The organism is Acinetobacter sp. 1130196 (genome assembly GCF_000588095.1).
In the GTDB taxonomy this organism is placed as follows: domain Bacteria; phylum Pseudomonadota; class Gammaproteobacteria; order Pseudomonadales; family Moraxellaceae; genus Acinetobacter; species Acinetobacter nosocomialis.
This window is the reverse complement of record NZ_JFWX01000002.1, coordinates 106,075-130,751: the sequence shown is the minus strand read 5'-3', so window position 1 is coordinate 130,751 and position 24,677 is coordinate 106,075. Positions and strand designations below refer to the sequence as shown.

Here is a 24,677-nt window from a genome sequence, read left to right as displayed (position 1 = left end):
ATTCATGTTCTTTTTCATTCACTGTTTTTATACAAGGTAAATTTGCTTTTATTGTTAAAAATAACTAAAAAATAAAAACATAAATTTTGGTTATAAATAAACAAACTAAAAGTTATGTTTATAAAAAACATAAAATAATTCAAGGATTTGAATAATGAAACAGGAACTTGAACAGACCGATAAAGCATTTTTCGGTCATCCAAAACCACTAAAAACTTTATTTTTTACAGAACTTTGGGAAAGATTTTCTTATTATGGAATTCGCCCCTTACTTGTTCTTTATATGGTTGCAATGGTCAATAACGGTGGTTTAGGGTTGGATCGACCAACTGCCGCCGCCATTGTGGGATTATTTGCAGGCTCCATGTATTTAATGACCGTCTTCGGTGGATGGATTGCCGATAACTGGTTAGGTCAGGCGCGCGCTGTCTGGTACGGTTCAATTATTATTGCTTTAGGTCACTTATCAATTGCCCTCACCACCATTTTTGATCAATTCTTTTTTTATTTCGGTCTAGTTCTGATTGTTCTTGGCTCAGGTTTATTTAAAACTTGTATTTCAGTCATTGTAGGAACTTTATACAAAGCTCAAGATAGTAGACGAGATGCTGGATTCTCCATTTTTTATATGGGAATTAATACGGGCTCGCTTATTGCCCCGCTCATTACAGGTCTATTAGCTCGCGATTATGGCTGGCACTTAGGCTTTGGTATTGGTGGCATTGGGATGCTCATTGCTTTATTAATTTTCCGCTTTTTGGCTGTCCCGCAACTCCAAACTTTTAATGAATTGCGACAAGAAGCCAATAGCTGTAGCAAACCTGTCGTAGAAAATAAAAATGCACCTAAAATTGTATTTAGCTTTTTATTCGCTGTTGCGGTGGTTATTGGATTAACTTTCTTTGGGATTATTCACATCAACCCAGTCGTTGTTGCAACCTACTTAACTGTAGGAATTAGCATTGGAATTATTGCTTATTTTGCATACTTACTACTTTTCCTGAATTTAGAGCAACATGAAAAATTTAAAATCATTATTTGCTTCGTTTTATTAGCAGCATCCGCTTTATTCTGGTCAGCTTTCGAACAAAAACCCACAACTTTTACTTTATTTGCACAAGATTATACGGACCGTATTGTTTTCGGATTTGAGATACCAACTGTATGGTTTGAATCAATCAATGCTCTTTTTATTATTATCTTTGCTCCAGTTGCAGCTTGGCTATGGGCTAAACTAGGTAAAGCAAATAAAGATCCAAGCTATATCAGTAAATTTATTATTGCATTGTTATTCGCAGCAGGTGGCTTTTTGCTTATGACTTTAGCCAGTCATTTTGCTATTCATGGCGGAGTAGTTTCACCATTTTGGTTAGTCGGTACTTTATTTCTTCTTACCATAGGTGAACTTTGCTTAAGCCCGATTGGCTTATCAACCATGACCAAACTTGCACCTGATGTTATACGCAGTCAAATTATGGGTTTATGGTTCACTGGTACAGCCCTAGGCAACCTCATGGCAGGTTTAATTGGTGGGCAAGTCTCGGCAGATGGGATTAATCATTTACCTAGCCTATTTATGCGCTGTGTATTGGCCTTGGTTATTGGCGCAATCGTGTTATTTTTATTAAAGAAACCAATGAATAAATTAATGGGCAAAAGCACCAACAAAGTTCAACCTGATTTGGAAACCATATGAACGACTTAACTGTTCCAGAAAAACTAGCAAAACTTCGTGAACTCATGACCAATCAACACGTTGATGCTTTGGTTGTGATGAGTGCAGATCCCCATATGTCAGAGTATTTACCTGACTACTGGAAAGCAAGGCAATGGTTAAGCGGTTTTAGTGGCTCTGTTGGCACCTTAGTCATGACTCAAAACTTTGCAGGACTCTGGGCCGATGGACGCTATTGGGTACAAGCCGAACAACAACTCGCTGGAACTGGCTTTCAATTACAAAAACTCACCAGTGATGAATCTTCTACACATCTCGCATGGATTGAGAAAAATTTATCAACTGGTTCTGTCATTTCGGTAAATGGGCAAACACTTTCAATCCAGCAATTTAAAGCGTTGGAAAATACGGCAAAACAACATGGCTTTAAGCTTGAAACACAGCAAGATTTAATTGGTTCGATCTGGTCTAATCGTCCAGAACTTCCTTTAGAGCAGATTCATTTAATGCCTGAAGGGTTAAATGCCTTATCTCGTAAAGAGAAAATACAAGCAATTCGCGAAAAATTAAAAACTAAAGCGATTGAAGGACATTTCATTTCATCTTTAGATGATATTGCATGGGTCTTAAATGCACGTGGACAAGATGTAGAATACAACCCTGTATTCCTTTCGCATTTATATATCAGTACTCAACAGGCTGTTTTATTTGTTGATAGCCACAAAGTTGATTCAACCATTCAACAGGCTTTCAAAGCTGATGGCATTGAGATACGTGACTATCAAGATTCAGCTAAGTTTTTATCGAATATCTCTGATGCTTCAGTACTTTTAGATCCAGCCAAAGTCTCAATTTTTCATGAACAAGTCATCGCAAAAGATATTCGGGTTGTCTACGACATCAACCCAAGTACACTTTTTAAATCGCGTAAACATGAAAGCGAAATTGCTCATATCCGTCACGCAATGGTTAAAGATGGAGTCGCGCTTTGCCACTTTTTCCACTGGTTAGAGAAAGCCCTTCATCATGGTGAAAATATTTCAGAACTCACTATTGATGAGAAGATTACAGCTTTCCGTGCTGAGCAAAACGGATTTATAGGCCCAAGTTTTTCAACGATTGCTGGCTTTAATGCTAATGGTGCTTTACCCCACTACCGTGCAACTGAAGAGCACTATTCATTTATCGAAGGCGATGGTCTATTGCTGATTGACTCAGGTGGGCAATATGTTGATGGAACAACGGATATTACCCGTGTTGTTCCTGTAGGGACACCAACAGAGCAACAAAAACGTGACTATACCTTAGTTCTAAAATGTCATATTGCTTTAGCAAAAACGATTTATCCGGAAGGTTTAGCCGCTCCTCTACTCGATTCAATTTGTCGCCATACTTTATGGCAACATGGTTTAGATTATCGCCACGGCACAGGTCACGGCGTAGGCTTTGCGCTTAACGTACATGAAGGGCCGCAAGTGCTTTCTTATTACGCACCTATTCATGCCTATAGTAAGTTGCGTGAAGGTATGATTCTTTCCAACGAGCCGGGCTTATACCATGAGGGACAATACGGTATTCGTATTGAAAATCTGGTTGCAAACAGACTTCACTCAGGGTTTGAGAAAACCTACGGCGATTTCTTAGAGTTTGAAACGCTGACCCTTTGCCCAATTCATTTAGATTGTATTGTCGTTGACATGCTAACGGATGAAGAGAAAGACTGGTTAAATAGTTATCATCAAACTGTTCAAGAAAGACTGGCTGAACATTTATCTGGCGATGTTTTAGATTGGTTGATTTATAACACACGTAAGATTTAATCTTCTTGTATGACCAAGGCAGAATAGTTTTTTATTTACAATACAAGCTTATTCTGCCTTATTTGTACTTATCTATAATTTCAAAAAGCCTCACTTCTTAAAGCCGTTTTTCTGCAAATTTCTAACGAATGAAATAGTTAAACTGGTTACTTCTTTTTTTGCTATATTAGCCCATTAGAAAACGGCTTCTTATTTTTCAAATTTAAAAAGTCTTTTCTGAAAACGGGTATCAATATGGGTAACTATTTTAGTCACTTATTAAATATATTTTAATTATCATGAGGTTAAGTTCATCATGCTTCTAATGATCGACAATTACGACTCTTTTACCTACAACATCGTCCAGTATTTTGGCGAGTTGAATCAGGAAGTAAAAGTAGTTCGCAATGATCAAGTCACATTAGAGGATATTGAACGATGGCAACCTAAATACCTCGTAATTGGCCCTGGCCCTTGCTCTCCAAGTGAAGCAGGTATTTCAATTCCTGCAATTAATCATTTTGCCGGAAAAATTCCTTTGCTTGGCGTGTGTTTAGGCCATCAAAGTATTGGGCAAGCTTTTGGCGGGAAAATTGTAAGAGCCAAAACGGTGATGCACGGACGTTTATCTGATATGTACCACAGCAATAAGGGTATTTTCAGTAATCTTCCTAGCCCATTCTCGGCAACTCGTTATCACTCGTTGGTCATTGATCAGGAAACGCTACCTGACTGCCTTGAAGTAACATGCTGGACCAATGAAGCAGATGGCTCAATGGAAGAAATTATGGGCGTTAAACATAAGACACTTCCTGTTGAAGGCGTGCAATTCCATCCAGAATCTATTTTGAGTCAGCATGGCCATCAAATCTTTAAAAACTTTTTAGATATCTATGCATAATTCAGTCTCGAATCGACTGTTCTAAGAGTGATTGGATAAGCAATCCTAATAAAAAGCCAACTACGATCAGTTGGCTTTTTTATAGCTGAATCAATTATAACTGTAACTGTTGCACAATTGATCCATCTTGTTTTGCTACCAAAGATTCGCAGAGTTGAATACGCTCTTTAGTCTGTTTCAATCCTCTTTCCACCCCAACCAACTCTTTAGTTCGTGGTGCAAAAAAATCATTTAATTGTGCTGCCTGTTGTTGGGTACATGCTGCCCCACTAAACATTGCAGGGAAACGCCCAGCCGAAGACTTACCTAAACGGTCAAACACTGCCTCATGATTTACCTTAAACCAAGACCATAAGCCACCTTGCTCATCTCCATAATTATTAATGGAGTTAACTACGGTACGAACTTCACCAACTTTAACACGCGGGTTCAAAATCAACTGACGGGCTTGTTGACGTGTTGCTTCTTGATTTGCCGAGCCTAAGGCTGTAAGAATTGCTAGACGTTGTGTTGGTTGAGTCACGCGTTGTAACTCTCCAGACAATCGGTCAAAAGCTGGTTGACCTTTTTCTTGTACACGTACAGCTAAAATGGTTGGCAATAATTCAGGTGTTACTTGCGCAAAATTAAGCTGCTTTTGAGCAAATAGAGCATCTGACTGTTTTAACAGTTGTGTACGAACTTCAGGAACTTGAATATCTAAAGCAAGAAATCTAACTAACTCACTACGCCATAAACTGTCTTCAGCTGATTCACCTGTTTTACTGACATAACCCAACTGATTTAATTTAGGTAAATATAAATTTGCCAAAACTTTTCTAAAATGTTCACGTTCAGCTTCTGTTTTCAATACATGACGATGAATGGTACTTAACTGGGAAAATAGCGCTGTACTAATTTGTCGGCTATTTGAATTGGCAAATTTCTTCGCAGCATCTACGACAGCCAATAAATTAATATCACCATGGTTAAATGCCGCTGAAATTGCATAGGCATAGGCCAACTGTTCAGTGTTAGAAAGCTTTTCTGTAGCGGCAGTCAGACGAGTAAACTCTTTTTGTGGCAAACTAAATTGGTAGTATCCTGCCGCATCTGCATTTGGTATATACCAACTGTCAAGGCTGGCACCTTTGAGTTCAATCTTGGCTTCTGCTTGGTCTACCAATTCACATTGCACTTTACTACCTGCATTTGGAACTTCATAACGTACACATAATGGTACGCCCCACAGGCTTCTTGCATCACCTTTTGAACCCACAGGTAAGTAACGGCTTTGCTTCACATTTAAAAAGACTTTATTGCCTTCTTGCTGTAATGCGGTGTTAATTAAAGGCACACCTGGTTGATCAAGAAAACTTTTCATCGCTCTAGTAAAGCGCTCACCTTGTCCAGATTGCTCTGCTAAAGCGCTAATTAAATCATTGGCTGTCGCATTACCATATTGGTGCTTATTAATATAATTGCGCACACCTTGTTTGAATTTTTCTTCACCTAAATAGCTTTCAAACATATTTAAAACAGCCGCACCTTTTTGGTAAGTAATACCATCAAAAGCAGTTTGAATATCGGCATTGCTTAAAATAGGCTGACGTATACGACGTACACTCACCAAGCTGTCACTTTTCATCGCATCGGCAGTATCCGCAATACGTTCTAGGTCAGCATTAAATTCGGGATGTAATTTTTGAGTAATTTTACTTTGCATCCATGTAGCAAAAGATTCATTTAGCCACAAATCATCCCACCATGGCATCGTGACAACATCACCGAACCATTGATGTGCCAGCTCATGTGCATTGACGTTAAATGAATTCTGTACAAAAGAAACTGGTGAGTCCTTATCTAACAACATTAGATAATCTCTAAAAGTAATTAGCCCTGGGTTTTCCATTGCTCCGGCAGCAAAGTCTGGGGCTGCAAGCAAGTCGAGCTTGTCAAATGGATAACCAAAGGCAAAATAATCTTCTAAAGTTTTTAAAATAGCTGGTGTTTCAGATAAAGCATGCTGCATTTTTTCAGCTTTAGCATCGGGTGCAATACCACGTAACTGGATCGGCTGCTTACGCCATGAAGTTGCTCCAATATCAGGCCCTTTTTGTAATTGCCACGGTCCGACAGCCAATGCAAGTAAATAGGTTGGCAGTGGTTTTGTCTGTGCAAAACTGAGCGTTTTCCAACCTGACTTCTCTGCTTGCTCAGATGTTTGTTGGGTATTGGCAAAACCTGAATATTTGCTTGGAATCGTCAACCGGATATTAAACGGCGTTTTAAAACGTGGTTCATCAAATGATGGGAATGACTGGCGTGCACTAATTGCTTCCATTTGAGTCATCACATAAGGTTTACCCTCAAACTCGATTTTATAAATACCGTCAAGTTGCTGGTCATACGCCGCATTAAAATCTAAAACGAGTTGATACTGGCCTGCGGGCAAGGTCTTGGCAAATTTAATTTTACTTACCCCATCTACCTCAGAGGCTTGCTCATATTTTGCTTTGGTTTTGACGCCCTCTGCCGATGTGATATTCACATCTTTCACCGTCAAAGATTTACCATGAATCCAGATGTGATCTGTGGCTTGAGCCAGCTTTAAATGAATAGTAGTTTTACCGGTATATCCTTTTTGTGCGGGATCAATCTTAAAATCTAAATCATAAGATTCGGGTACAACCCACTCGGGTAATTTACCAATCGGGATTTGTTCACTGTTATTAAATGCAAAAATCTGTGTCGCAGATAAAGATAATAATGTTGTAAGTAGCAATCTTTTTTTAAATGAAGGCTTGACCAGCATAAGGGGTTTTATCCTCTGTAGTTTTAAATAAAAAGATGCAGCAATTGCTGTACCACTTCGCTGCATCCATACATCATTCTTAAAATTTATAGTTAAACTCCAACCAACCTTGACGGCCGAATGGTGAATATGATCCTACCGGATAATACGGCCAACCGCCTGTGTCATCTCGTTTCACTTTGTCAAACAAGTTATTAATAATGATGGAAGCAGACGCTTTTGGAGAGATTTGATAAGTACCGCTCCAGTTCACCAAATACGTTGGGCTTAAATAGGCAGTTTGGTTACCATTTGGAATTTTGCCATAACGATTAACTAATACTGTTGATGCCCAATCACCATAGCTCCAGCTGAGACTGGTATTAAAACGGTCACGCCAATCAGGAATACTTAAATCTTTTAAGTAATCATCTTTCTCGCCATCTTTTGATTGTTGATATTCATGTTCTAGTACACGGCTATAATTTACCGTCCAGAGAAAGTTACCAAAGCTGTCTGTTTTCCAGCGCCATCTACTAGTGAAATCAATCCCGCGGGTATGGTCTGATGCTGCATTAATCGGAACGATATTAATATTCTTAATGACATTTGGATCGACAACTGCATTTGCAGGGTTACGCTCTACACGTGCCAAAGCATCGATACAGGCCGCAGAGTTAATATCTTGGTTGCCTAAACGACAATCTGCTTCCAAACGTAGAATTTTGTCCGCACTTAAATTCGTCACAAGATTATCAATTTTGATATCCCAGTAATCGACGCTGATATCAAATTTATTGGTGGGTGACCAAACAAAACCTGCACCATAAGATTTACCCTCTTCAGGTTTCAGCTCTTTGTTTCCGGTTAAAGTGTAGTTCGCCCCAGGTGCGTAATCTTTAAAGCTACATTTATCTAAAGGTTGTCCCGTTTGGCTACAACGTAAATAATCCGTTGTACTTGGGAAATAACCTTTTTGTTTATTTAAAAACAGATAGTTCATATCTGGTGCACGAAAGCTGGTCGCATAGTTACCGCGCACTAATAAAGTTGGATGTGGTCTAAACTCGAGACCCGAACCGAAAGTTAGCTTATCAATGCTGTTATCTGATAAAGCATAACGGTCATAACGTCCAGACAAGGTTAAATTTAATGGTTTTGCTAAAGGTAAGAATAATTCTGCGCCAAGTGCTTGGCGGGTACGTGTACCTCCATATTCGCCACTAGAGCTTAAATTATAATATTCACCATTTTCGATCGCATCATCTGGCTTAATCGAAAAGCCTTGACGCCCAATTTCAGCCACAGCCGCAAGTTTGGCAGTTCCTGCAGGTAGCTTAAATACGTCACCATTCGCGCTTAAGGTTAAACTTTGTGCCCACGACTTATCTTTTTCTTTTGTGGTGCCCGAAATACTTTCAAATTCACTTGCTGTGAGTGGTCGACTTAAACGATCTAAGCGAGGTGAATAAATAGGAATACCATCTGCATCTGTACCAAGTTGCTGACCTAAGAAATATTCATCAACATTCGAACGTAATAAACCTTGGCGGTTTAGCTGACTAGTATAGATGGAACCATTATAGGCTGCTTCATAACTCCAGCTCGTTTCTCCAATATCGCCTCGAATTCCGAAGTTTAAGTTCGAAGAAAGCTCTTTCCACTTTTTATTTATGCGTTCTACCCCGCCTAATTCTTCAGGCGCAAAACGACGATTCCAAATTTCATAATTTCCCGAATCTTGATTTAGAAAATAACCACTCGATGCACCTAAAGAGGTCCATATCGGAATACGGGTATTGTTTTCAATTTGATTTGCCCCAATTAAAAAATCGGCAAATAGTTGGGTTTTATCATTTAACTCATAGTCTAAACCGAGATAACCATTTTGACTGCGATTTTGAGTTTGAACAGTCCAATAGGTTGGTCGTGCCAAACCACTGGCACAATTGTCCGCCCCTGCTTGCCCTATATTATTGACTGATCCGTTAAATAAACCATTAAACGCCTGACACCCGCCAATTGAAAGGTATTTACCAGTATCGGCATTTTTCCGACCCACAATCGTGTCAGGTTTCTCCCCCAAACGAGTTCGACTTGACATAAAATCTCGATCGGCTGCCCATATCGGTTCACGACCACTGAGTTCAACTCCATAAACGAGACTAAGCTTGTCTAAAGTTTTACTACCACTCAGTTGTAAACGTAAATTTTCACCGCCTTCTTTGGTTCCACCTGCCTTGATATTAAATTGTGTGCCGTCTGTTTTCTTTTTCAGAATAATATTCACCACACCTGCAATTGCATCTGAACCATAAATTGCAGAAGCACCACCGTTTAATATTTCAATCCGATCAATAATGGCAGTTGGAATATTGGCTAAGTTTACGAAATTGACAGAGCCATCATAAGGCACAGGATAGTCTGCAACCCGATGTCCATTAATTAAAGTCAAAGTATGATTAGGTCCTAAGCCTCGTAAGCTAATAGCATTAGCCGCAGGTGTAAAAGTATTTCCATAATCGGCACCTTGTACGAAACCTGTGTTCTGCGTCAGGTTATTGAGTGCGTCAAATGCATTACTAAAACCTTGTTTTTCAATATCGGCTGCGGTAATGACGGTCACACTGGTCGGGCCATCTTTTTGTGCTTTTGAAATCCGAGAACCTGTCACCGCAACACGAACTACTTTATCTGCTTTAGCTTGGTTTTGTGGTTGCTCTACAGCTTCTTGTGCATAACTTTCTAACGGATGAAACAGTGCAACAAATACGAAAATAAATGAGCGCTTATTTTTTAAAGCCCCTACATATTTCAAGTTATTTAAATACATATTTATTAGTAGACAAAATAAAGATCGCCCTACTATATCCACTTTTATTTGGTTGATTTATACACATTTTTTCTAGATATATTGATGTTTAAGATATACCAAATGGTTAATTATTTATCATAAAAACTCACAACAAACTAAAACCTTTTTCAATAAATAAATTTTGTTTATGAATAGATTCAAAACCTTCTCTAATCAAAATTTTTAATTCTCTTATCGAACAGCAAAAATCTTTGATTATTTTCTGCTAACATAGCTCCCCTAGCTAGTGAATCATGGAACGCAATAGGCCGAACCTCCCACACTCGATCAACTTCACCTAAAAATTTTAATCATTAATGCTGTAAATCATGACTATGAATATCCAACAGGCGCTTAACCACATTACCAAGAACATTCATTTGACTCAGCCTCAAATGGAAGAAATTATGCGCAGCATCATGCAAGGTGAGGCAACTGAGGCACAAATTGGTGCTTTAATGATGGGCCTACGCATGAAAGGTGAAAGCATTGACGAAATGACAGCTGCTGCACGTGTCATGCGTGAATTTGCGATCAAGATCGATGTGAGTGATATCAAACATTTAGTAGATATCGTGGGAACTGGCGGTGATGGACAAAATTTATTTAATGTGTCTACAGCGTCTAGCTTTGTGATTGCAGCAGCAGGTGCGACCATTGCAAAACATGGTAACCGTGGCGTTTCAAGTAAATCAGGTTCATCAGACCTACTTGAGCAAGCAGGTATTCATCTTGATCTAGATATGCAACAAACTGAACGCTGCATCCGTGAAATGGGTGTAGGTTTCTTGTTTGCACCAAACCACCACAAAGCCATGAAATATGCTGCTGGCCCACGTCGTGAACTTGGTATTCGAAGCATTTTCAATTTACTTGGCCCATTGACCAACCCAGCTGGGGTAAAGCGCTTTGTGATTGGTGTATTTTCAGATGAACTGTGCCGTCCAATTGCAGAAGTGATGAAACAACTCGGTGCTGAACACGTTATGGTTGTTCATTCAAGAGATGGTCTTGATGAAATTAGTCTTGCAGCGCCTACCACTGTTGCCGAACTCAAAGATGGCGAAGTTACTGAGTGGACACTTAATCCAGAAGATGTCGGAATTGAGTCTCAAACTTTAAATGGTTTAGTGGTTGCTGATGCATCGGCGAGTCTAAAGCTCATTAAAGATGCTTTAAGCAAAAATAAATCTGATATTGGTGAAAAAGCTGCAAACATGATTGCGCTTAATGCAGGCGCAGGTATTTATGTAGCAGGCATTACCAAAACTTATGCTCAGGCTGTTACATTTGCGCAAGATATTATTTACGGCGGGCAAGCATTAGAGAAAATGAGTGTTTTAGCTGAATTTACTAAAACATTAAAACAATCTCAGGCAGATTAAGGACTTCTCATGATTAATATTCAAAATACCATTTTAGGTAAAATTGTTGACCGTAAACATGAGGAACTTGCTGCGCGTTTAAAACAACGTAATTTGCAAGATGTAGAAGAGCTTGCAAAAGCAGCGTCTCCGGTGCGTGGCTTTGCAAATGCTTTACAACATAAACGTCCGGGTGTGATTGCTGAAATTAAAAAAGCATCTCCATCAAAAGGAATCATTCGCGCAGACTTTAATCCTGCTGAAATTGCTCAGCAATATGAACACGCTGGAGCAGCATGTTTATCAGTACTGACTGATGTGGATTTCTTTCAGGGTGCAGATGAAAATATTGCGATTGCCCGCAATCATTGTGCCCTACCTGCTTTACGTAAAGACTTTTTGGTCGACCCATATAATGTAGTTGAAGCACGTGCTTTGCATGCTGACTGTATTTTATTAATTGTTGCTTGTTTGTCTGACCAGCAACTCGAAGAAATGTCTAAAACAGCGTTTGAACATCAACTTGATGTATTGGTTGAAGTTCATGACGAAGAAGAGTTAGAGCGTGCCTTAAAACTTTCTGAGCAATGTTTACTAGGCGTGAATAACCGTAATTTAAAAACCTTTGATGTAGATTTAAATACTACTATCCGCTTGAAAAAATTACTTCCGTCCTCACGTTTACTGATCACTGAAAGTGGCATTGCGACACCAGATGATGTGCGTATGATGCAAGAGCATGACATCCACAGTTTCTTGGTTGGCGAAAGTTTTATGAAACAACCACGTCCAGATCAAGCTTTTACTGCTCTTTTTGGACAACCTCAAACGGTTTAATGAAGATATATGAGTAATAAAGATTCATCGCTTTCTAAAGAGCAACAAAAGTTATTGAAGCAATTTAAAAAGCAAATCTCCAATCCTCATTCAAGCAAAATCGCAAATCAGCCTGAGTCTAAAAAATCTCAGGCTGAGACTGAAGAATTGGAAGATACATACCTGTTTCAACAGGCTGTTGCAGGTGTAAAACGCATCAATAATAGTAATATTGCCGATGTAAAAACACCTCGTGCCAAAAAAGTCGATGCACAAACTTTGGCAAAACGTGCAGCTGCCGAAGGTGGTCGTGATACCGAACATGCCGAGCTATCAGATACACAAGCTGCTTTAAATCCGGTCGCAAGCCAAGCAACGTTAAGCTATCGCATTGCGACCCTTCAACATAAGGTTTTTGAAGACTTAAAAGCAGGCAAGATGCGTTGGTTTGAAGCTGTAGATTTACACGGCTGTACCATTGAACAAGCACGTGACGCAGTTTTACAAATCATCCAGATGGCAAAAGATGAAAATCAAAATGTCATCAAAATTGTGCATGGTAAAGGCCCAGAAGCGGTCTTAAAAACCTATGTCAACGGATGGCTACGTCAGCATCGTGATGTTTTGGCTTTTGTAAGTGCCCCTGAAAACCAAGGTGGCACAGGTGCCGTTCTCGTACTGCTTAAACGTGCAGAAAAAAATCCTAAGTTCGAACAAAAAAAATGATCCTTTGGGATCATTTTTTTACATCAAATACCTGTAATAATTGAGCAACTACTGCAATGGCAATCGTTGCAGGTTGTTTCGATGAAATCCCTTCTATCCCGATCGGGCAAACCAAACGTTGTAATGTTTCCGAAGTATAACCTCGCACCTGCATACGTTTTTCAAAAATAGCCCTTTTACTTTTTGAGCCAATCATCCCAACATAAGGAAATAGTTTTGCCGTAGGTTTTAAAGCTGTAAAACACAGTTGCAAATCTAATTGATGATCGTGCGTTAAAATTAAAACTGCACCTGAACGGTCAAAATGCTCGATCTCGGCGTCTAAGGTATCAGTTGTTATACAGTGCACCTGTTTCAGTAAATCGGATGGGAAAATATCATCACGCGGATCAATCCATTTCACCCGAACCCCAATAGGCAATAAACAACGAACAATTGCTTCACCCACATGACCTGCACCACAAATCAACACTTGCATGGCATAAGGTTGAATCTGCTGGCTAAATTGCCATTGCTCACTACTGTCAGAATGTAACTCGAAACTTGGTTGTTGTTCCAAATCCATAGTTTGCCAAGTGGATGCATATTGATGTGAGACGTTACGCGATATATGCTTTCCAGCTCGCCATGCTTGGAAACTTCCAGACAAATCCGACGCAATTTCAGCGGGTAATATTTTTTCAAACAATAACCACATTACTCCGCCACAACACTGCCCAAGCCGAGCACTGAGGTTAAAACGTTCAATACGCCTTACACAAGTTCCCGTTTCACTTAACATTGCTTTAGCAATATCAATTGCCTGAAACTCTAAATGCCCACCACCGATCGTATCTGACTGCTGCCATTGCTGTTGTAAATTAAACCGCAACAACATCGTTGCACCAACCTCTCGTGGTGTAGAACCATCAGCACGGACCACTGTGACTAATACCATAGGAAACGCATCGGCTTGCCAAGCTACAAAATCAGTCCACCATTGTAAATGTTGCATAATCTTCTACATTCTAGCTTGTGGGCGAGCAGCCAAAGCTTGTCCCCGTCCAATAGCAATTGCACGTAAAATTTCTTCGGCAGTTGCCGGAGCATTGAGTACGAGCGGTGCATTTTCTGGAATAGCCGCCTGTACTGCCTGACGAATTGCAGAGAAAACTGACAATGCCAACATAAATGGCGGTTCACCTACCGCTTTAGAGCGATAGATGGTGTCTGCCTGATTTTGATTATTAAACAGTTTGACGTTAAAAATATGAGGAATATCCACACTGGTCGGGATTTTATAAGTTGAAGGTGCATGGGTAAATAAACGGCCTGCGTGTGGGCCCTGCGGCTGCCAATACAACTCTTCTGTCGTGAGCCACCCCATCCCTTGGACAAAACCACCTTCAATTTGTCCAATATCAATTGCAGGGTTAATTGACTGCCCAACGTCATGCAAAATGTCAGCACGTAATACTTTCATTTCCCCAGTTAAGGTATCTATTGCAACCTCACTAACCGCTGCACCATAGGCATAATAGAAAAATGGACGCCCTAAATGGTTGACCTGATCATAGTGAATTTCTGGAGTTTTATAAAAACCACTGTCCCATAGTTGTACACGTGCCATATATGCCCGTTGAACCAAGTCAGGAAATGTCCATGAATGACCATTCCCTGTTGAAACCATACTATCTTCAAACTGGACTTGGTCAGCTTCACTTTGACTTATTTCGGCTGCAAGTTTAGCCAGACGCTCACGAATTTTAATACAGGCGTTTTGAACAGCTTTACCATTTAAATCTGCTCCACTCGATGCAGCAGTTGCCGAAGTATTTGGCACACGAGAAGTATCTGTTGCAATTAAACGAACGCTATCGATTGGTAAACCCAACTCATGTGCAGCAACCTGCCGTACTTTGGTATATAGCCCCTGTCCCATTTCTGTACCGCCATGAGTAATAGAGACAGTGCCATCCATGTACACATAGACCAGTGCACCTGCCTGATTGTAATGCACGGCGTTAAACGAAATACCAAACATTAATGGGGTTAACGCAATACCACGCTTAATGATGTCATTGTTCTGATTAAAGGCATGAATAGTCTGTCTACGCTTCGCGTAATCGCTACTTTGCAATAGTTCGGCTACTAATTTTGGCGCAACATTATCACGAACTTCTGCCCCATAGTGCATACGGTCACGTCCGGCGCCGGGCTGCTCGGCAAAGAAATTGCGCTGACGAATTTCAACTGGATCACAACCTAAATAACGCGCAATGTCATCAATAATATTTTCAATGACAAACATGCCTTGCGGTCCACCAAAACCACGGTATGCGGTATTGGAAACAGTATTGGTTTTACAACGCAAGTTACGTAGCTCAACTGCATTTAAATAATAAGCGTTACCAATATGGCAAATGGCTCGTTCATTCACTGGCCCAGAAAGATCAGCCGAAAAACCACAGTTTGAAGCCAGTTGCACCTTTAAGCCTTGCAAAATACCAGTGTCATCAAAAGCCACAGACCATTCATAAGCAAAACCGTGACGTTTACCCGTAGCACTCATGTCATCATCACGATCTAAGCGTAATTTACATGGACGGCCTGTTTTTTTCGCTGCCAAAGATGCAATACACGCCCACTGCGCCGACTGCGATTCTTTACCACCAAAACCACCACCCATACGACGGCTTTCTACACTGACCTGATGCATATTCATGCCTAGTGCATGACAAATTAGTAACTGCATTTCGGTTGGATGCTGTGTCGAGCAATAGACTTTTAAGCTCTGATTTTCTTGTGGAATCGCATAGGAAATTTGCCCTTCTAGATAAAAATGCTCTTGTCCACCAACCTGAATATTCCCTGAAAGATGATGTGTTGCATTTTCAAAAGCCTGTTCAACGTCACCGTGGCTAAATTCAACAGGCGGTAGCACCCACGATTCTTTTTTAATCGCATCTTGAATCGTTAAAATCGGAGTTTCGGGTACATACTCAATTTTTGCTAAGCGCACTGCCTGACGGGCTTGCTGATAAGTGTCAGCAACAACCACAAACAAGGCTTGTCCATAAAACTCAACCTGCTCGTCTGCAAAAATTGGGTCATCTTTAACAATGGGCCCCCAATTATTTTCAACATCAATATCTTTTGCCGAGAAAACTGCATGGACACCATCGGCCTGACGTACTGCCTCTAAATCAAACTTACTGATTTTGCCTTTGGCACAATTCGAAAATCCGACTGCCAAATGCAACGTATTTTCAAGCTCGGGTAAATCATCAATATAAGTTGCCTGCCCCGTCACATGTAAATGCGCGCTCTCGTGTGGAATCGAATCACCTGCTTTAGCGGATTTTTTAGAAACCCTTAAGTCAATATTTTGATTCATGTCAGATCTCCACCATAGCAATCAAGTCATTTACTCGAGTGATTGTCCGAGACAGGACTTTTTCTACATAAAAACGCTGTAAACAGTTTTTTGCGACGTGTAAACGATATGCAGAGCTAGCACGTCCATCATCTAAAGGCTGATAGTCTTGCGACAATGCTTCTTGTGCCTGAATGATCAATTCTGTTGTAAGTTGTTGGCCTTCCAATACGGCTTCTGTATATTTTGCACGTTTGGAAATAGCAGCCATGCCACCAAAAGCAATTTTCACATTGTGAGCGACACCATCATTATCTAGCTCACATGAAATAGCAGCGCATACTGCAGAAATATCTTGCTCAAAACGTTTGGCAATTTTATAGCTGGCAAATTTAAAACGCGTCTGCCCTTCACGAAGTGGAATAACAATCGACTCTACAAACTCACCAAGTTGTAATGCTGTTTTTTGATAATCTAAATAAAAGTCTTCCAAAGCAATTTCACGAGTCTGCTCACCTACACGCAAAATCAATCGTGTACCTAGCGTAATTAATGCTGGCATTGAATCGCCAATCGGCGAACCATTAGCAATATTTCCACCTAGTGTTCCTGCATTTTTAATCGGCATGGAAGCAAAACGGCGCTGCAATTCTTGAAAGTCGGGATAAAACTCTGAAATTTTAATGAGTGCATCACTCAAACTTACATTTGCCCCAATCGTTAAAGCATGGTCTGTGACTATAATCTTTTTCAGCTCTTCAACTTGTCCGATATAAAGCATATCGCCCAAATCACGGCCCTGCTTTGTTACCCACAAACCGACATCGGTACTCCCTGCAACAATACGCGCATGCGGCAACTGTAAGCGTAATACGGCAAAATCCTGCAAAGTCCTCGGTGCAAAAAATTGCTGCTTTTGATCATTCAAATGCAATGCTGGTAATGCTCGTATCTCTTTTAATACATTAATTACTTTTTGACGCTTTAATGCCACACGTGGATAGTCATAAGCTTTTTGTGCTGCATCTAGAATAGGGCGATAACCCGTACAGCGACATAAGTTTCCAGAAAGATAATCACTGATTTTATCTTTGCTTGGGGGCTGTTGTTCATTTTCATACATTGACCATAACGACATGATAAAACCGGGTGTACAAAAACCACATTGTGAACCATGCATATCGACCATCGCCTGTTGTACCGGATGAAGCGTGCCATCTTGTACAGGCAATAAGCTATGAAGGTCTTCTACTGTAAATAAAGCCTTACCATCTAAAGTCGGTAAAAACTGAATACACGCATTCACACTTCGTAATTGCAGGTTGTCATTGACCAACTCACCAATCACTACTGTGCATGCACCACAATCGCCCTCAGCACAGCCCTCTTTTGTACCAGTCTTTCTGGTTTTACCAGTTTGGGTATATTCTCGTAGAAACTGTAAAACCGTCATTGTGGGTAGAACATTTTCTACTTGCTGCTGACCGCCACGAAAAAAGAAGGTGATTGGACGTTCTGACATGTTTTATCCTTATGTTTTATAATAATGCTTTTGTGCAAATATGATGCCATGAAGCGATCATTTAGAACTTACCTATATTAAACGCACATTTCATATCCAACCACTTGACTCTTAACGATAAAAAACATGAAATTTATTCATCTTTTACTAAGCGTGCGCAAAACCAAAATAAATATAGTGTGAGGATTTATGAACATCACGGCATGTTTCTGATACAATGCCGAGCTTGTCTAATAGAGTAAATTTATACGTCTTATGTCAATGCAGCAATCGTACGCAAATATTCTGACTGCCGTCGGTGAAGATCTTAATCGTCCCGGCCTTAAAGATACGCCTGTGCGTGCGGCTAAAGCTTTTTCATATTTAACTTCTGGCTATAGTAAAACTTTAGAAGAAGTCACCAATAATGCTGTTTTCCCATCAGATAACCATGAAATGGTATTGGTGAAGAATATTGAATTTTATTCGCTCTGCGAACACCATCTCCTCCCATTCTATGGCCGTGTTCATGTTGCCTATTTACCAGAAGGCAAAGTGCTTGGCTTGTCTAAATTTGCACGTATTACCGAGATGTTTGCTCGTCGTTTGCAAATTCAAGAAAACTTAACTCAGCAAATCGCTGAAGCTGTTGCAGAAGTCACTGGCGCTCGTGGGGTTGCTGTAGTCATTGACTCTGCACATATGTGCATGATGATGCGTGGTGTAGGTAAACAAGAATCTACTACTCGTACAGTTTCATTTGTCGGAGATTTTAAAACCGATAAAGAAGCACGCCGTGAATTTTTAAGTGCTGTACCAGAAAGCTACTAATATAGTTTTACTGCAAAAAGCCCGACAATGTTGGGCTTTTTTTATAGCTAAACGCTATAAATCTTCAATCCAACTCTATAAAACATAACAATTAAATTAGATGATTTTTGTTATAAAAGTACGCATCTTTCTTTTTAAATGATTTATGAGCGAATCATGCGATTTAAAAAAATTTCTTACTTACTTTTACCTTCTCTTTTTATTTTTAATACCTCAATTTATGCGGGCAATACTTCTAAAGACCAAGAAATTAAACAATTGGTAGATCAAAATTTTAAACCCTTATTAGAAAAATATAATGTGCCGGGTATGGCGGTAGGTGTTATTCAAAACAATAAAAAATATGAAACGTATTATGGTCTACAATCCGTTCAAGATAAAAAAGCTGTAAATAGCAATACCATTTTTGAGCTAGGTTCTGTCAGTAAATTATTTACTGCGACGGCAGGTGCTTATGCAAAAAATACAGGAAAAATCTCTTTTGATGATACGCCGGGCAAATACTGGAAAGAGTTAAAAAACACCCCAATTGATCAGGTCAATTTACTTCAACTTGCCACCTATACAAGTGGTAACCTCGCTTTGCAATTCCCAGATGAAGTACAAACAGATCAACAGGTTTTAACTTTTTTTAAAGATTGGAAACCTAAAAACCCTATCGGTGAATATAGACAATATTCAAACCCAAGTATTGGCCTATTTGGGGAAATAGTTGGTTTATCAATGAAGCAGCCTTTTAGTCAGGTCTTGGAAAAAACGATTTTTCCGGACCTTGGCTTAAAACATAGCTATGTCAATGTGCCTAAAACTCAGATGCAAAACTATGCATTTGGCTATAACCAAGAAAATCAGCCAATTCGAGTTAACCCTGGCCCACTCGATGCCCCAGCATACGGCGTCAAATCGACCCTACCCGACATGCTGAGCTTTATTCATGCCAACCTGAACCCACAGAAATATCCGGCAAATATTCAACGTGCAATTAATGAGACACATCAAGGTCGCTATCAAGTAAATAGCATGTATCAGGCACTCGGTTGGGAAGAGTTTGCTTATCCGGCAACGTTACAAACTTTATTAGACAGTAATTCAGAACAGATTGTGATGAAACCTAATAAAGTGACTGCTATTTCAAAAGAACCTTCAGTTAAGATGTACCACAAAACTGGTTCAACAAATGGTTTCGGAACCTATGCCGTATTTATACCTAAAGAAAATATTGGTTTAGTCATGTTAACCAATAAACGCATTCCAAATGAAGAACGCATTAAGGCAGCTTATGCTGTGCTGAATGCAATAAAGAAATAATTTTTCCCTAAAACAAAAAGAGAGAAATAGTCTTCATCTATTTCTCTCTTTTTTATGAATATATGATTTAAAAGAACCAAACATATCCAAGACTTGATTTCATCCAGTCCAGATGATTCTGTTTTTCATAATCCCAATTAAGCCGAATAGCATTATTGCTATTAATGACATATTGCCACTGTGTATTTAAACGTAAGTTCCATTGGTTTTTGTCTTCCCAATATGGCAACTCCACTTGCACCACTGAGTTAAACTTTTCAAACCACTGATTCATACACCCTAATGTCGGCCCTACTCCTACACGCCAACCTTTATCTAAATTTGAACCCGCTTGGACGTAAGTTTGTACCTGCCCATAGCAAATATGTTTGCGCTCATAATCTGCAAGACTGTAACCAACCTGAGCATTAAAACTCGCGACGCCATGCTGCTTTGCATCACTATAAACACCGTCTTGAACCGCTTCCTGACGCCAACCTAAGTTAAATCCCCAAGTCAGCGGTGTTTTAAATGGTTGAATCGGGTTATAGGAGTTCACCTCTAACAGATCAAGGTGTTCAAGTTTTAGATGATCGTTACGCCACTGCGCATTACCATTTAAAAATAATAATTGAGTACCAGCACGGTATCCGCCTTGAGGATCTATTAAGTCATGATAAGCCTGTCTATGACCTATCTCGATAAACTTGTCACCTTGCACTTCGCCCAGTTTTAGTGAAACATTACGTGCATTATGGCCTTGTGTTGGCTCAGTAGAAGGTCGTTTAGGTTCTTGGCGCTGTTTATCTAAATCAATCTGACTTCGTAGTGCTAAAAGCTGTCTAAGCTGTGGCTGGGCAAAGCTTTCTTCAACTTTGCGACCAATAAATTGTAGATATAAATCATCGTAAGCCATCTCAAGGATTTTGGCCTGATCTGATGGGCTAAATGATTTAAGTGTTTCTGTAGACTGTTGAATTGGCTTCATTGCTACTTGATGAGCTACTTTTGCTAAAGACGCATCATGTTGATGAGCTTGGGCCAATAATTGAGTTTCTAAAGCGGGTCGATAAACAGGAGCTTTGGTGAGCCCTTGCTGTTGCATCGCTTTAATGGTTTCCATTGGAATGGAAGCATAATTAAACTTCTCTTGTAGATGAGACTCAGGTTTAACTAAATCGACTAAGCCCAGTAACCGATAGGCACAGTTGTCACTTACAAAGTAATAAGGAAAGCTCACATGTTGCATTTCCCAAATATGGCTCACCAAAAAACGTGTTTCTTCAGGAGATAGATTTAACTCATATTCCCATAAATCACGGCTTTCAAAATCACCATACTCTTTTACCTTACGATAATAAGGCATAAGTGAATATTCACCCGGATACTGCCCTGTTAAGCCTTTCCAAGCATATGACCAGTTGTCATTGCCTGCGACAGTGGCTGCATAATTTACAGCGTAAGAAACGAGGTTTAACTGCTTTTGATCTTTAGGGTCTAAGCGCAATAAGGTATGACCAAACATTGAGCTTGGATTGCCCATAAAGTCAGTCGCATAAATTAAAGTCGCTTTATAAGGCTTAATCTGGCCAATCCAGTTTTCAAACTCTGAACATTTTACTTGCGGCAATTCATTTTCTTGAATGCCTAATTGCTTTATAAGCCACTGACTACGTGCCGGAAATTTACAACGTATTGACTGGTTGTCTGGGGCTGGTGTAAATAATGCGGCGATATCAGCTTTCTGTTCTTCTTTTAAATTATTTTTCCCATTTGCAGCAATAAAATAACCTGAATAACTTACTTCACTCTTCTGGTTTTTATTGGCATACATGAGCCGTTGCCATGTAATGTCTTGATCTAATTTTTTTTGTTCTGCAATAGACCAATAGTTTTGAATAGATGGATTTATTTCTGCTGAATACGCAATATTAACTGCCAATGAGGCAAAAATTAAAGCAACCGATTTCATTAAGCTCATCAATTTTTATCATTAAATATAAGAAAAACCCTGCCGAATGGCAGGGTTTTCAATTTCAAACTTATACGTAAGCTTTTAAAACTTCGTCTTTAGCCATTACGTTTTGTAATGATGCTAATACTTGAAGTGTGTTTTGGTTGTTTGTTGAATAGATTTCACCGAAGTTTGCTTTTGAAACTTTGAAGAAACGGTCTTTGTCTTGTGGTTTAATTTGCATTAACTCAGCAAGTACGTTCAGGCTTTCACCTTGGCCTACAGCCATATCACGCGCTAAAGCTTCTGCATTTTCATTTGTGAAAGTAACAACTTGAGCTGTTACTGTTCCGCCTTGACGGCAACCTAAAGTACCGAAAGTAATACCTAATAATTGGTTAGTAAAAATACCGTTTGTTGTTGCAGCAAGAATTTTAGGCACCACTCCTTTTTGGCCAGCCCATACTTGCGTACCCACACCACAACCTACATCGTTATCAGCCATAGCAACACTTGAACCAGCTGCTAACAAAGCAGCTAAAGCTAATTTTTTTAACATAGATGTATATCTCCAAAATCATTATTGATTGTTTCTTATGTATTGTTATGTGTAACTATTGTTACACCCTTCAAAGATAGCGATATGCTTGTCATTTAGCAATTAAAAATTAAATAATATGATAAAAAGTAAAAAGGAAATTTTTATTTTAAATTCCAATTACCTTGATTATCTCGATGACCTAATATTTTAAGAACTAATACTAAACTTAGTAGTAATAATAAATACCATGAACCAAGTTTACCCCATCCCACCATATGCCAAGCATTGATCTGACTTGGATAAACCCAAATTTTATAAAATGTACTAATATTTTCAGCAACCCAAATTATGAATGCGAGTGTCACCAACACAGGAAGCATTGGAGTTTTAAACTTACGTTCATTTATTTGAAAATAAAGTGTAGTTTTCCAGAAAATATAAACACTAAAAGCAAATAAAATATAGCGAATATCTGGTATAAAAAATTTACTCATAAAATTAATATATGAGAAAAATGCGAGAAAAAGCATACTTCCAAAACTTGGAAGTTTTTCAAAAGAAACTTGAAATAAACGGATTGAGCGAGCAAAAAAGCTACCTACAGCCGAGTACATAAAGCCTGCAAATAAAGGCACAGTAATAATTTTAAACACAGCAGGCTGCGGATATTGCCATGAAGCAATGCCAGGGTGTGTCAAAAAGATTTCCATGACCATTGCCATGATATGAAATAAAGCAATGACCTTGGCTTCTTGCCAAGACTCAAGCTTTAAATACAACAGGCAAATCTGAATAATGAGTGCATAGATGAGTAAATAATCATAACGATAAAAACCCATATATTCATGGCTTCCCATCGGCGCGGTTAAAGCAAAAGCAATTAAAAGCAAAATACCAAACAAGGCTGCCGAAACAGCCTTGCCAATAAATTGAAAGGTTAAAGAGAGATATTGCACAAAAAACTATCCTAGATATTTAGCACTATACTCATGTACTGTATCTACAAAGATTTTTGGCTGGGCCGGATCTACCCATTGGGTAATGCCATGGCCTAAGTTTGCAACATAGCCTGTCTTCTCACCATTTGCATAAGCATCATCTAGCATGGCTTTCACTGCTTTTTCAATTGAAGCCGCTGAACCATATAAAACAGCCGGATCAAGGTTTCCTTGTAGGGCAACACGGCCTGCTACAGTTGTACGAGCTGTATTTAATGGTGTGGTCCAGTCTAAACCTAATGCATCTGCACCTGTTGTAATCATTGGCTCTAGCCACTGACCACCACCTTTAGTGAATACGATGACAGGAATACGGCGTCCATTTTTTTCACGTTGCAGACCTGCAATAATCTTTTTCATATAGTTCAGCGAGAACTCTACATATTCACGGTGTGCTAAAGCCCCGCCCCAACTATCAAAGATTTGAATTGCTTGAGCGCCTGCATCAATTTGCGCATTTAGATAATCAATGACTGAATCTGCTAAATGGTCAAGCAACGCATGCAAAACTTCCGGCTGGGGATACATCATTTGCTTGGTAAAACGGAACTCTTTGCTTGAACCACCTTCAACCATATAAGTCGCCAGTGTCCAAGGGCTACCCGAAAAACCAATGAGTGGAACCTGACCACCTAAAGCAGAGCGAATTGTGCTTACTGCGTTCATGACATAATCAAGATCAGATTTAGCATTTAACTTAGGTAAGTTTGCTACATCTTGTTCAGTACGAACCGTTTTATGAAACTTAGGGCCTTCGCCTGTTTCAAAATAAAGGCCTAGTCCTAATGCATCTGGAATCGTTAAAATATCTGAAAATAAAATTGCTGCGTCTAAATCGTAGCGACGCAAAGGTTGTAAAGTTACTTCACAAGCAAACTCTGTATTTTTGCATAAAGATAGAAAGTCACCAGCTTTTGAGCGTGTTTCCCGATATTCAGGCAAATAACGTCCTGCTTGGCGCATCATCCATATTGGAGTGGTATCTACAGGCTCACGTAATAAAGCACGTAAGAAACGATCATTTTTAAGTGTCGTCATTGCCGATCTCTATCTTTTTCATGTGGCAGCATCATATCAAAAAGGTGAATGTTTTTATAATTTCAATTTCATACAAAAAACTTGTCAATCTACTAAAAAATGCATATTTACACAAAAGTCTACTGCAAGAAGCTCGGTTTTCTGCAATACTTGCAACATGTTACATCGGGTTTATTGATCTTCCTTTAATGATTAAATTCACCAATACTTAAATACGCATACATTGCGTTATCGGTGATTTTATAAACTTTAGGATCAGTCTCC

Annotated in this window: 16 protein-coding genes and 1 pseudogene; 8 read left to right on the top strand and 9 right to left on the bottom strand. The window is 39.4% G+C overall.

Annotation, left to right across the window (positions count from 1 at the left end):
• Positions 1 to 134 precede the first annotated feature (134 nt).
• The 3 genes and pseudogenes from J671_RS07215 (at position 135) to J671_RS07205 (ending at position 4,375) form a co-directional block, all read left to right on the top strand.
• Positions 135 to 1,696 (top strand): annotated as a pseudogene (locus J671_RS07215) (peptide MFS transporter).
• Positions 1,693 to 3,495, top strand: coding sequence for an aminopeptidase P family protein (locus J671_RS07210; protein WP_031981824.1), 1,803 nt, complete (start codon positions 1,693 to 1,695; stop codon positions 3,493 to 3,495). The pseudogene J671_RS07215 and the gene J671_RS07210 overlap by 4 nt, the downstream one beginning before the upstream one ends.
• A 295-nt stretch (positions 3,496 to 3,790) precedes the next feature.
• Entirely contained in the window at positions 3,791 to 4,375 is a 585-nt protein-coding gene (locus tag J671_RS07205; RefSeq protein ID WP_000925673.1) for an anthranilate synthase component II, read from the top strand.
• A 94-nt stretch (positions 4,376 to 4,469) separates the two neighbouring features.
• Here J671_RS07205 and J671_RS07200 read toward each other — a convergent pair whose 3' ends face one another.
• Together J671_RS07200 and J671_RS07195 are read right to left on the bottom strand one after the other, a co-directional pair.
• Entirely contained in the window at positions 4,470 to 7,235 is a 2,766-nt protein-coding gene (locus tag J671_RS07200; protein ID WP_081404835.1) for a M1 family metallopeptidase, read from the bottom strand.
• A 13-nt stretch (positions 7,236 to 7,248) separates the two neighbouring features.
• Complete coding sequence (locus tag J671_RS07195) at positions 7,249 to 9,981, bottom strand: TonB-dependent receptor plug domain-containing protein (RefSeq protein ID WP_031981822.1); 2,733 nt, start codon at positions 9,979 to 9,981, stop codon at positions 7,249 to 7,251.
• 356 nt (positions 9,982 to 10,337) lie between these two features.
• Here J671_RS07195 and trpD point away from each other — a divergent pair, with 356 nt between their 5' ends.
• From trpD to J671_RS07180, 3 genes are read left to right on the top strand one after another with little or no spacing between them, the layout of a single operon-like run.
• Positions 10,338 to 11,387, top strand: coding sequence for an anthranilate phosphoribosyltransferase (trpD, locus tag J671_RS07190; protein ID WP_009498528.1), 1,050 nt, complete (start codon positions 10,338 to 10,340; stop codon positions 11,385 to 11,387).
• Positions 11,388 to 11,396: 9 nt separating this feature from the next.
• Positions 11,397 to 12,203 (top strand): indole-3-glycerol phosphate synthase TrpC, encoded by an 807-nt coding sequence (gene trpC / locus J671_RS07185; RefSeq protein WP_031981820.1) that lies wholly within the window; start codon positions 11,397 to 11,399, stop codon positions 12,201 to 12,203.
• 9 nt (positions 12,204 to 12,212) lie between these two features.
• The gene (locus tag J671_RS07180) at positions 12,213 to 12,908 is read left to right on the top strand and encodes a Smr/MutS family protein (RefSeq protein WP_002052415.1); all 696 of its coding nucleotides are present in this window, start codon (positions 12,213 to 12,215) and stop codon (positions 12,906 to 12,908) included.
• Between the two features lie 10 nt (positions 12,909 to 12,918).
• On the opposite strand, the gene xdhC is transcribed toward J671_RS07180, so the two are convergent.
• The 3 genes from xdhC to xdhA are packed head-to-tail and all read right to left on the bottom strand — an operon-like array spanning position 12,919 to position 17,785.
• The gene (xdhC, locus tag J671_RS07175; RefSeq protein ID WP_031981819.1) at positions 12,919 to 13,902 is read right to left on the bottom strand and encodes a xanthine dehydrogenase accessory protein XdhC; all 984 of its coding nucleotides are present in this window, start codon (positions 13,900 to 13,902) and stop codon (positions 12,919 to 12,921) included.
• A 6-nt stretch (positions 13,903 to 13,908) separates the two neighbouring features.
• Positions 13,909 to 16,284 (bottom strand): xanthine dehydrogenase molybdopterin binding subunit, encoded by a 2,376-nt coding sequence (gene xdhB / locus J671_RS07170; protein ID WP_031981817.1) that lies wholly within the window; start codon positions 16,282 to 16,284, stop codon positions 13,909 to 13,911.
• A 1-nt stretch (position 16,285) separates the two neighbouring features.
• Positions 16,286 to 17,785 (bottom strand): xanthine dehydrogenase small subunit, encoded by a 1,500-nt coding sequence (xdhA, locus tag J671_RS07165; protein WP_031981816.1) that lies wholly within the window; start codon positions 17,783 to 17,785, stop codon positions 16,286 to 16,288.
• Between the two features lie 261 nt (positions 17,786 to 18,046).
• Between xdhA and folE the strand changes: the two genes are divergently transcribed.
• Both folE and J671_RS07155 read left to right on the top strand, forming a co-directional pair.
• Positions 18,047 to 18,595, top strand: coding sequence for a GTP cyclohydrolase I FolE (gene folE, locus J671_RS07160; RefSeq protein WP_001187844.1), 549 nt, complete (start codon positions 18,047 to 18,049; stop codon positions 18,593 to 18,595).
• A gap of 156 nt (positions 18,596 to 18,751) precedes the next feature.
• Positions 18,752 to 19,903: an extended-spectrum class C beta-lactamase ADC-239 gene (locus tag J671_RS07155; protein ID WP_031981814.1), complete on the top strand. Its 1,152-nt coding sequence runs from the start codon at positions 18,752 to 18,754 to the stop codon at positions 19,901 to 19,903.
• A 67-nt stretch (positions 19,904 to 19,970) separates the two neighbouring features.
• Here the strand turns inward: J671_RS07155 and J671_RS07150 are convergent, their stop codons facing one another.
• The 4 genes from J671_RS07150 to hemE all read right to left on the bottom strand — a co-directional run bounded on the left by J671_RS07150 (position 19,971) and on the right by hemE (position 24,413).
• Positions 19,971 to 21,863, bottom strand: a complete 1,893-nt coding sequence (locus J671_RS07150) for a DUF4105 domain-containing protein (protein WP_031981813.1) — start codon at positions 21,861 to 21,863, stop codon at positions 19,971 to 19,973.
• 61 nt (positions 21,864 to 21,924) lie between these two features.
• Positions 21,925 to 22,395, bottom strand: coding sequence for a DUF3015 family protein (locus J671_RS07145; protein ID WP_000914200.1), 471 nt, complete (start codon positions 22,393 to 22,395; stop codon positions 21,925 to 21,927).
• A gap of 143 nt (positions 22,396 to 22,538) precedes the next feature.
• Positions 22,539 to 23,333, bottom strand: coding sequence for a DUF817 family protein (locus tag J671_RS07140; RefSeq protein WP_002052947.1), 795 nt, complete (start codon positions 23,331 to 23,333; stop codon positions 22,539 to 22,541).
• Between the two features lie 6 nt (positions 23,334 to 23,339).
• Complete coding sequence (hemE, locus tag J671_RS07135) at positions 23,340 to 24,413, bottom strand: uroporphyrinogen decarboxylase (RefSeq protein WP_031981812.1); 1,074 nt, start codon at positions 24,411 to 24,413, stop codon at positions 23,340 to 23,342.
• Positions 24,414 to 24,677: the final 264 nt, after the last annotated feature.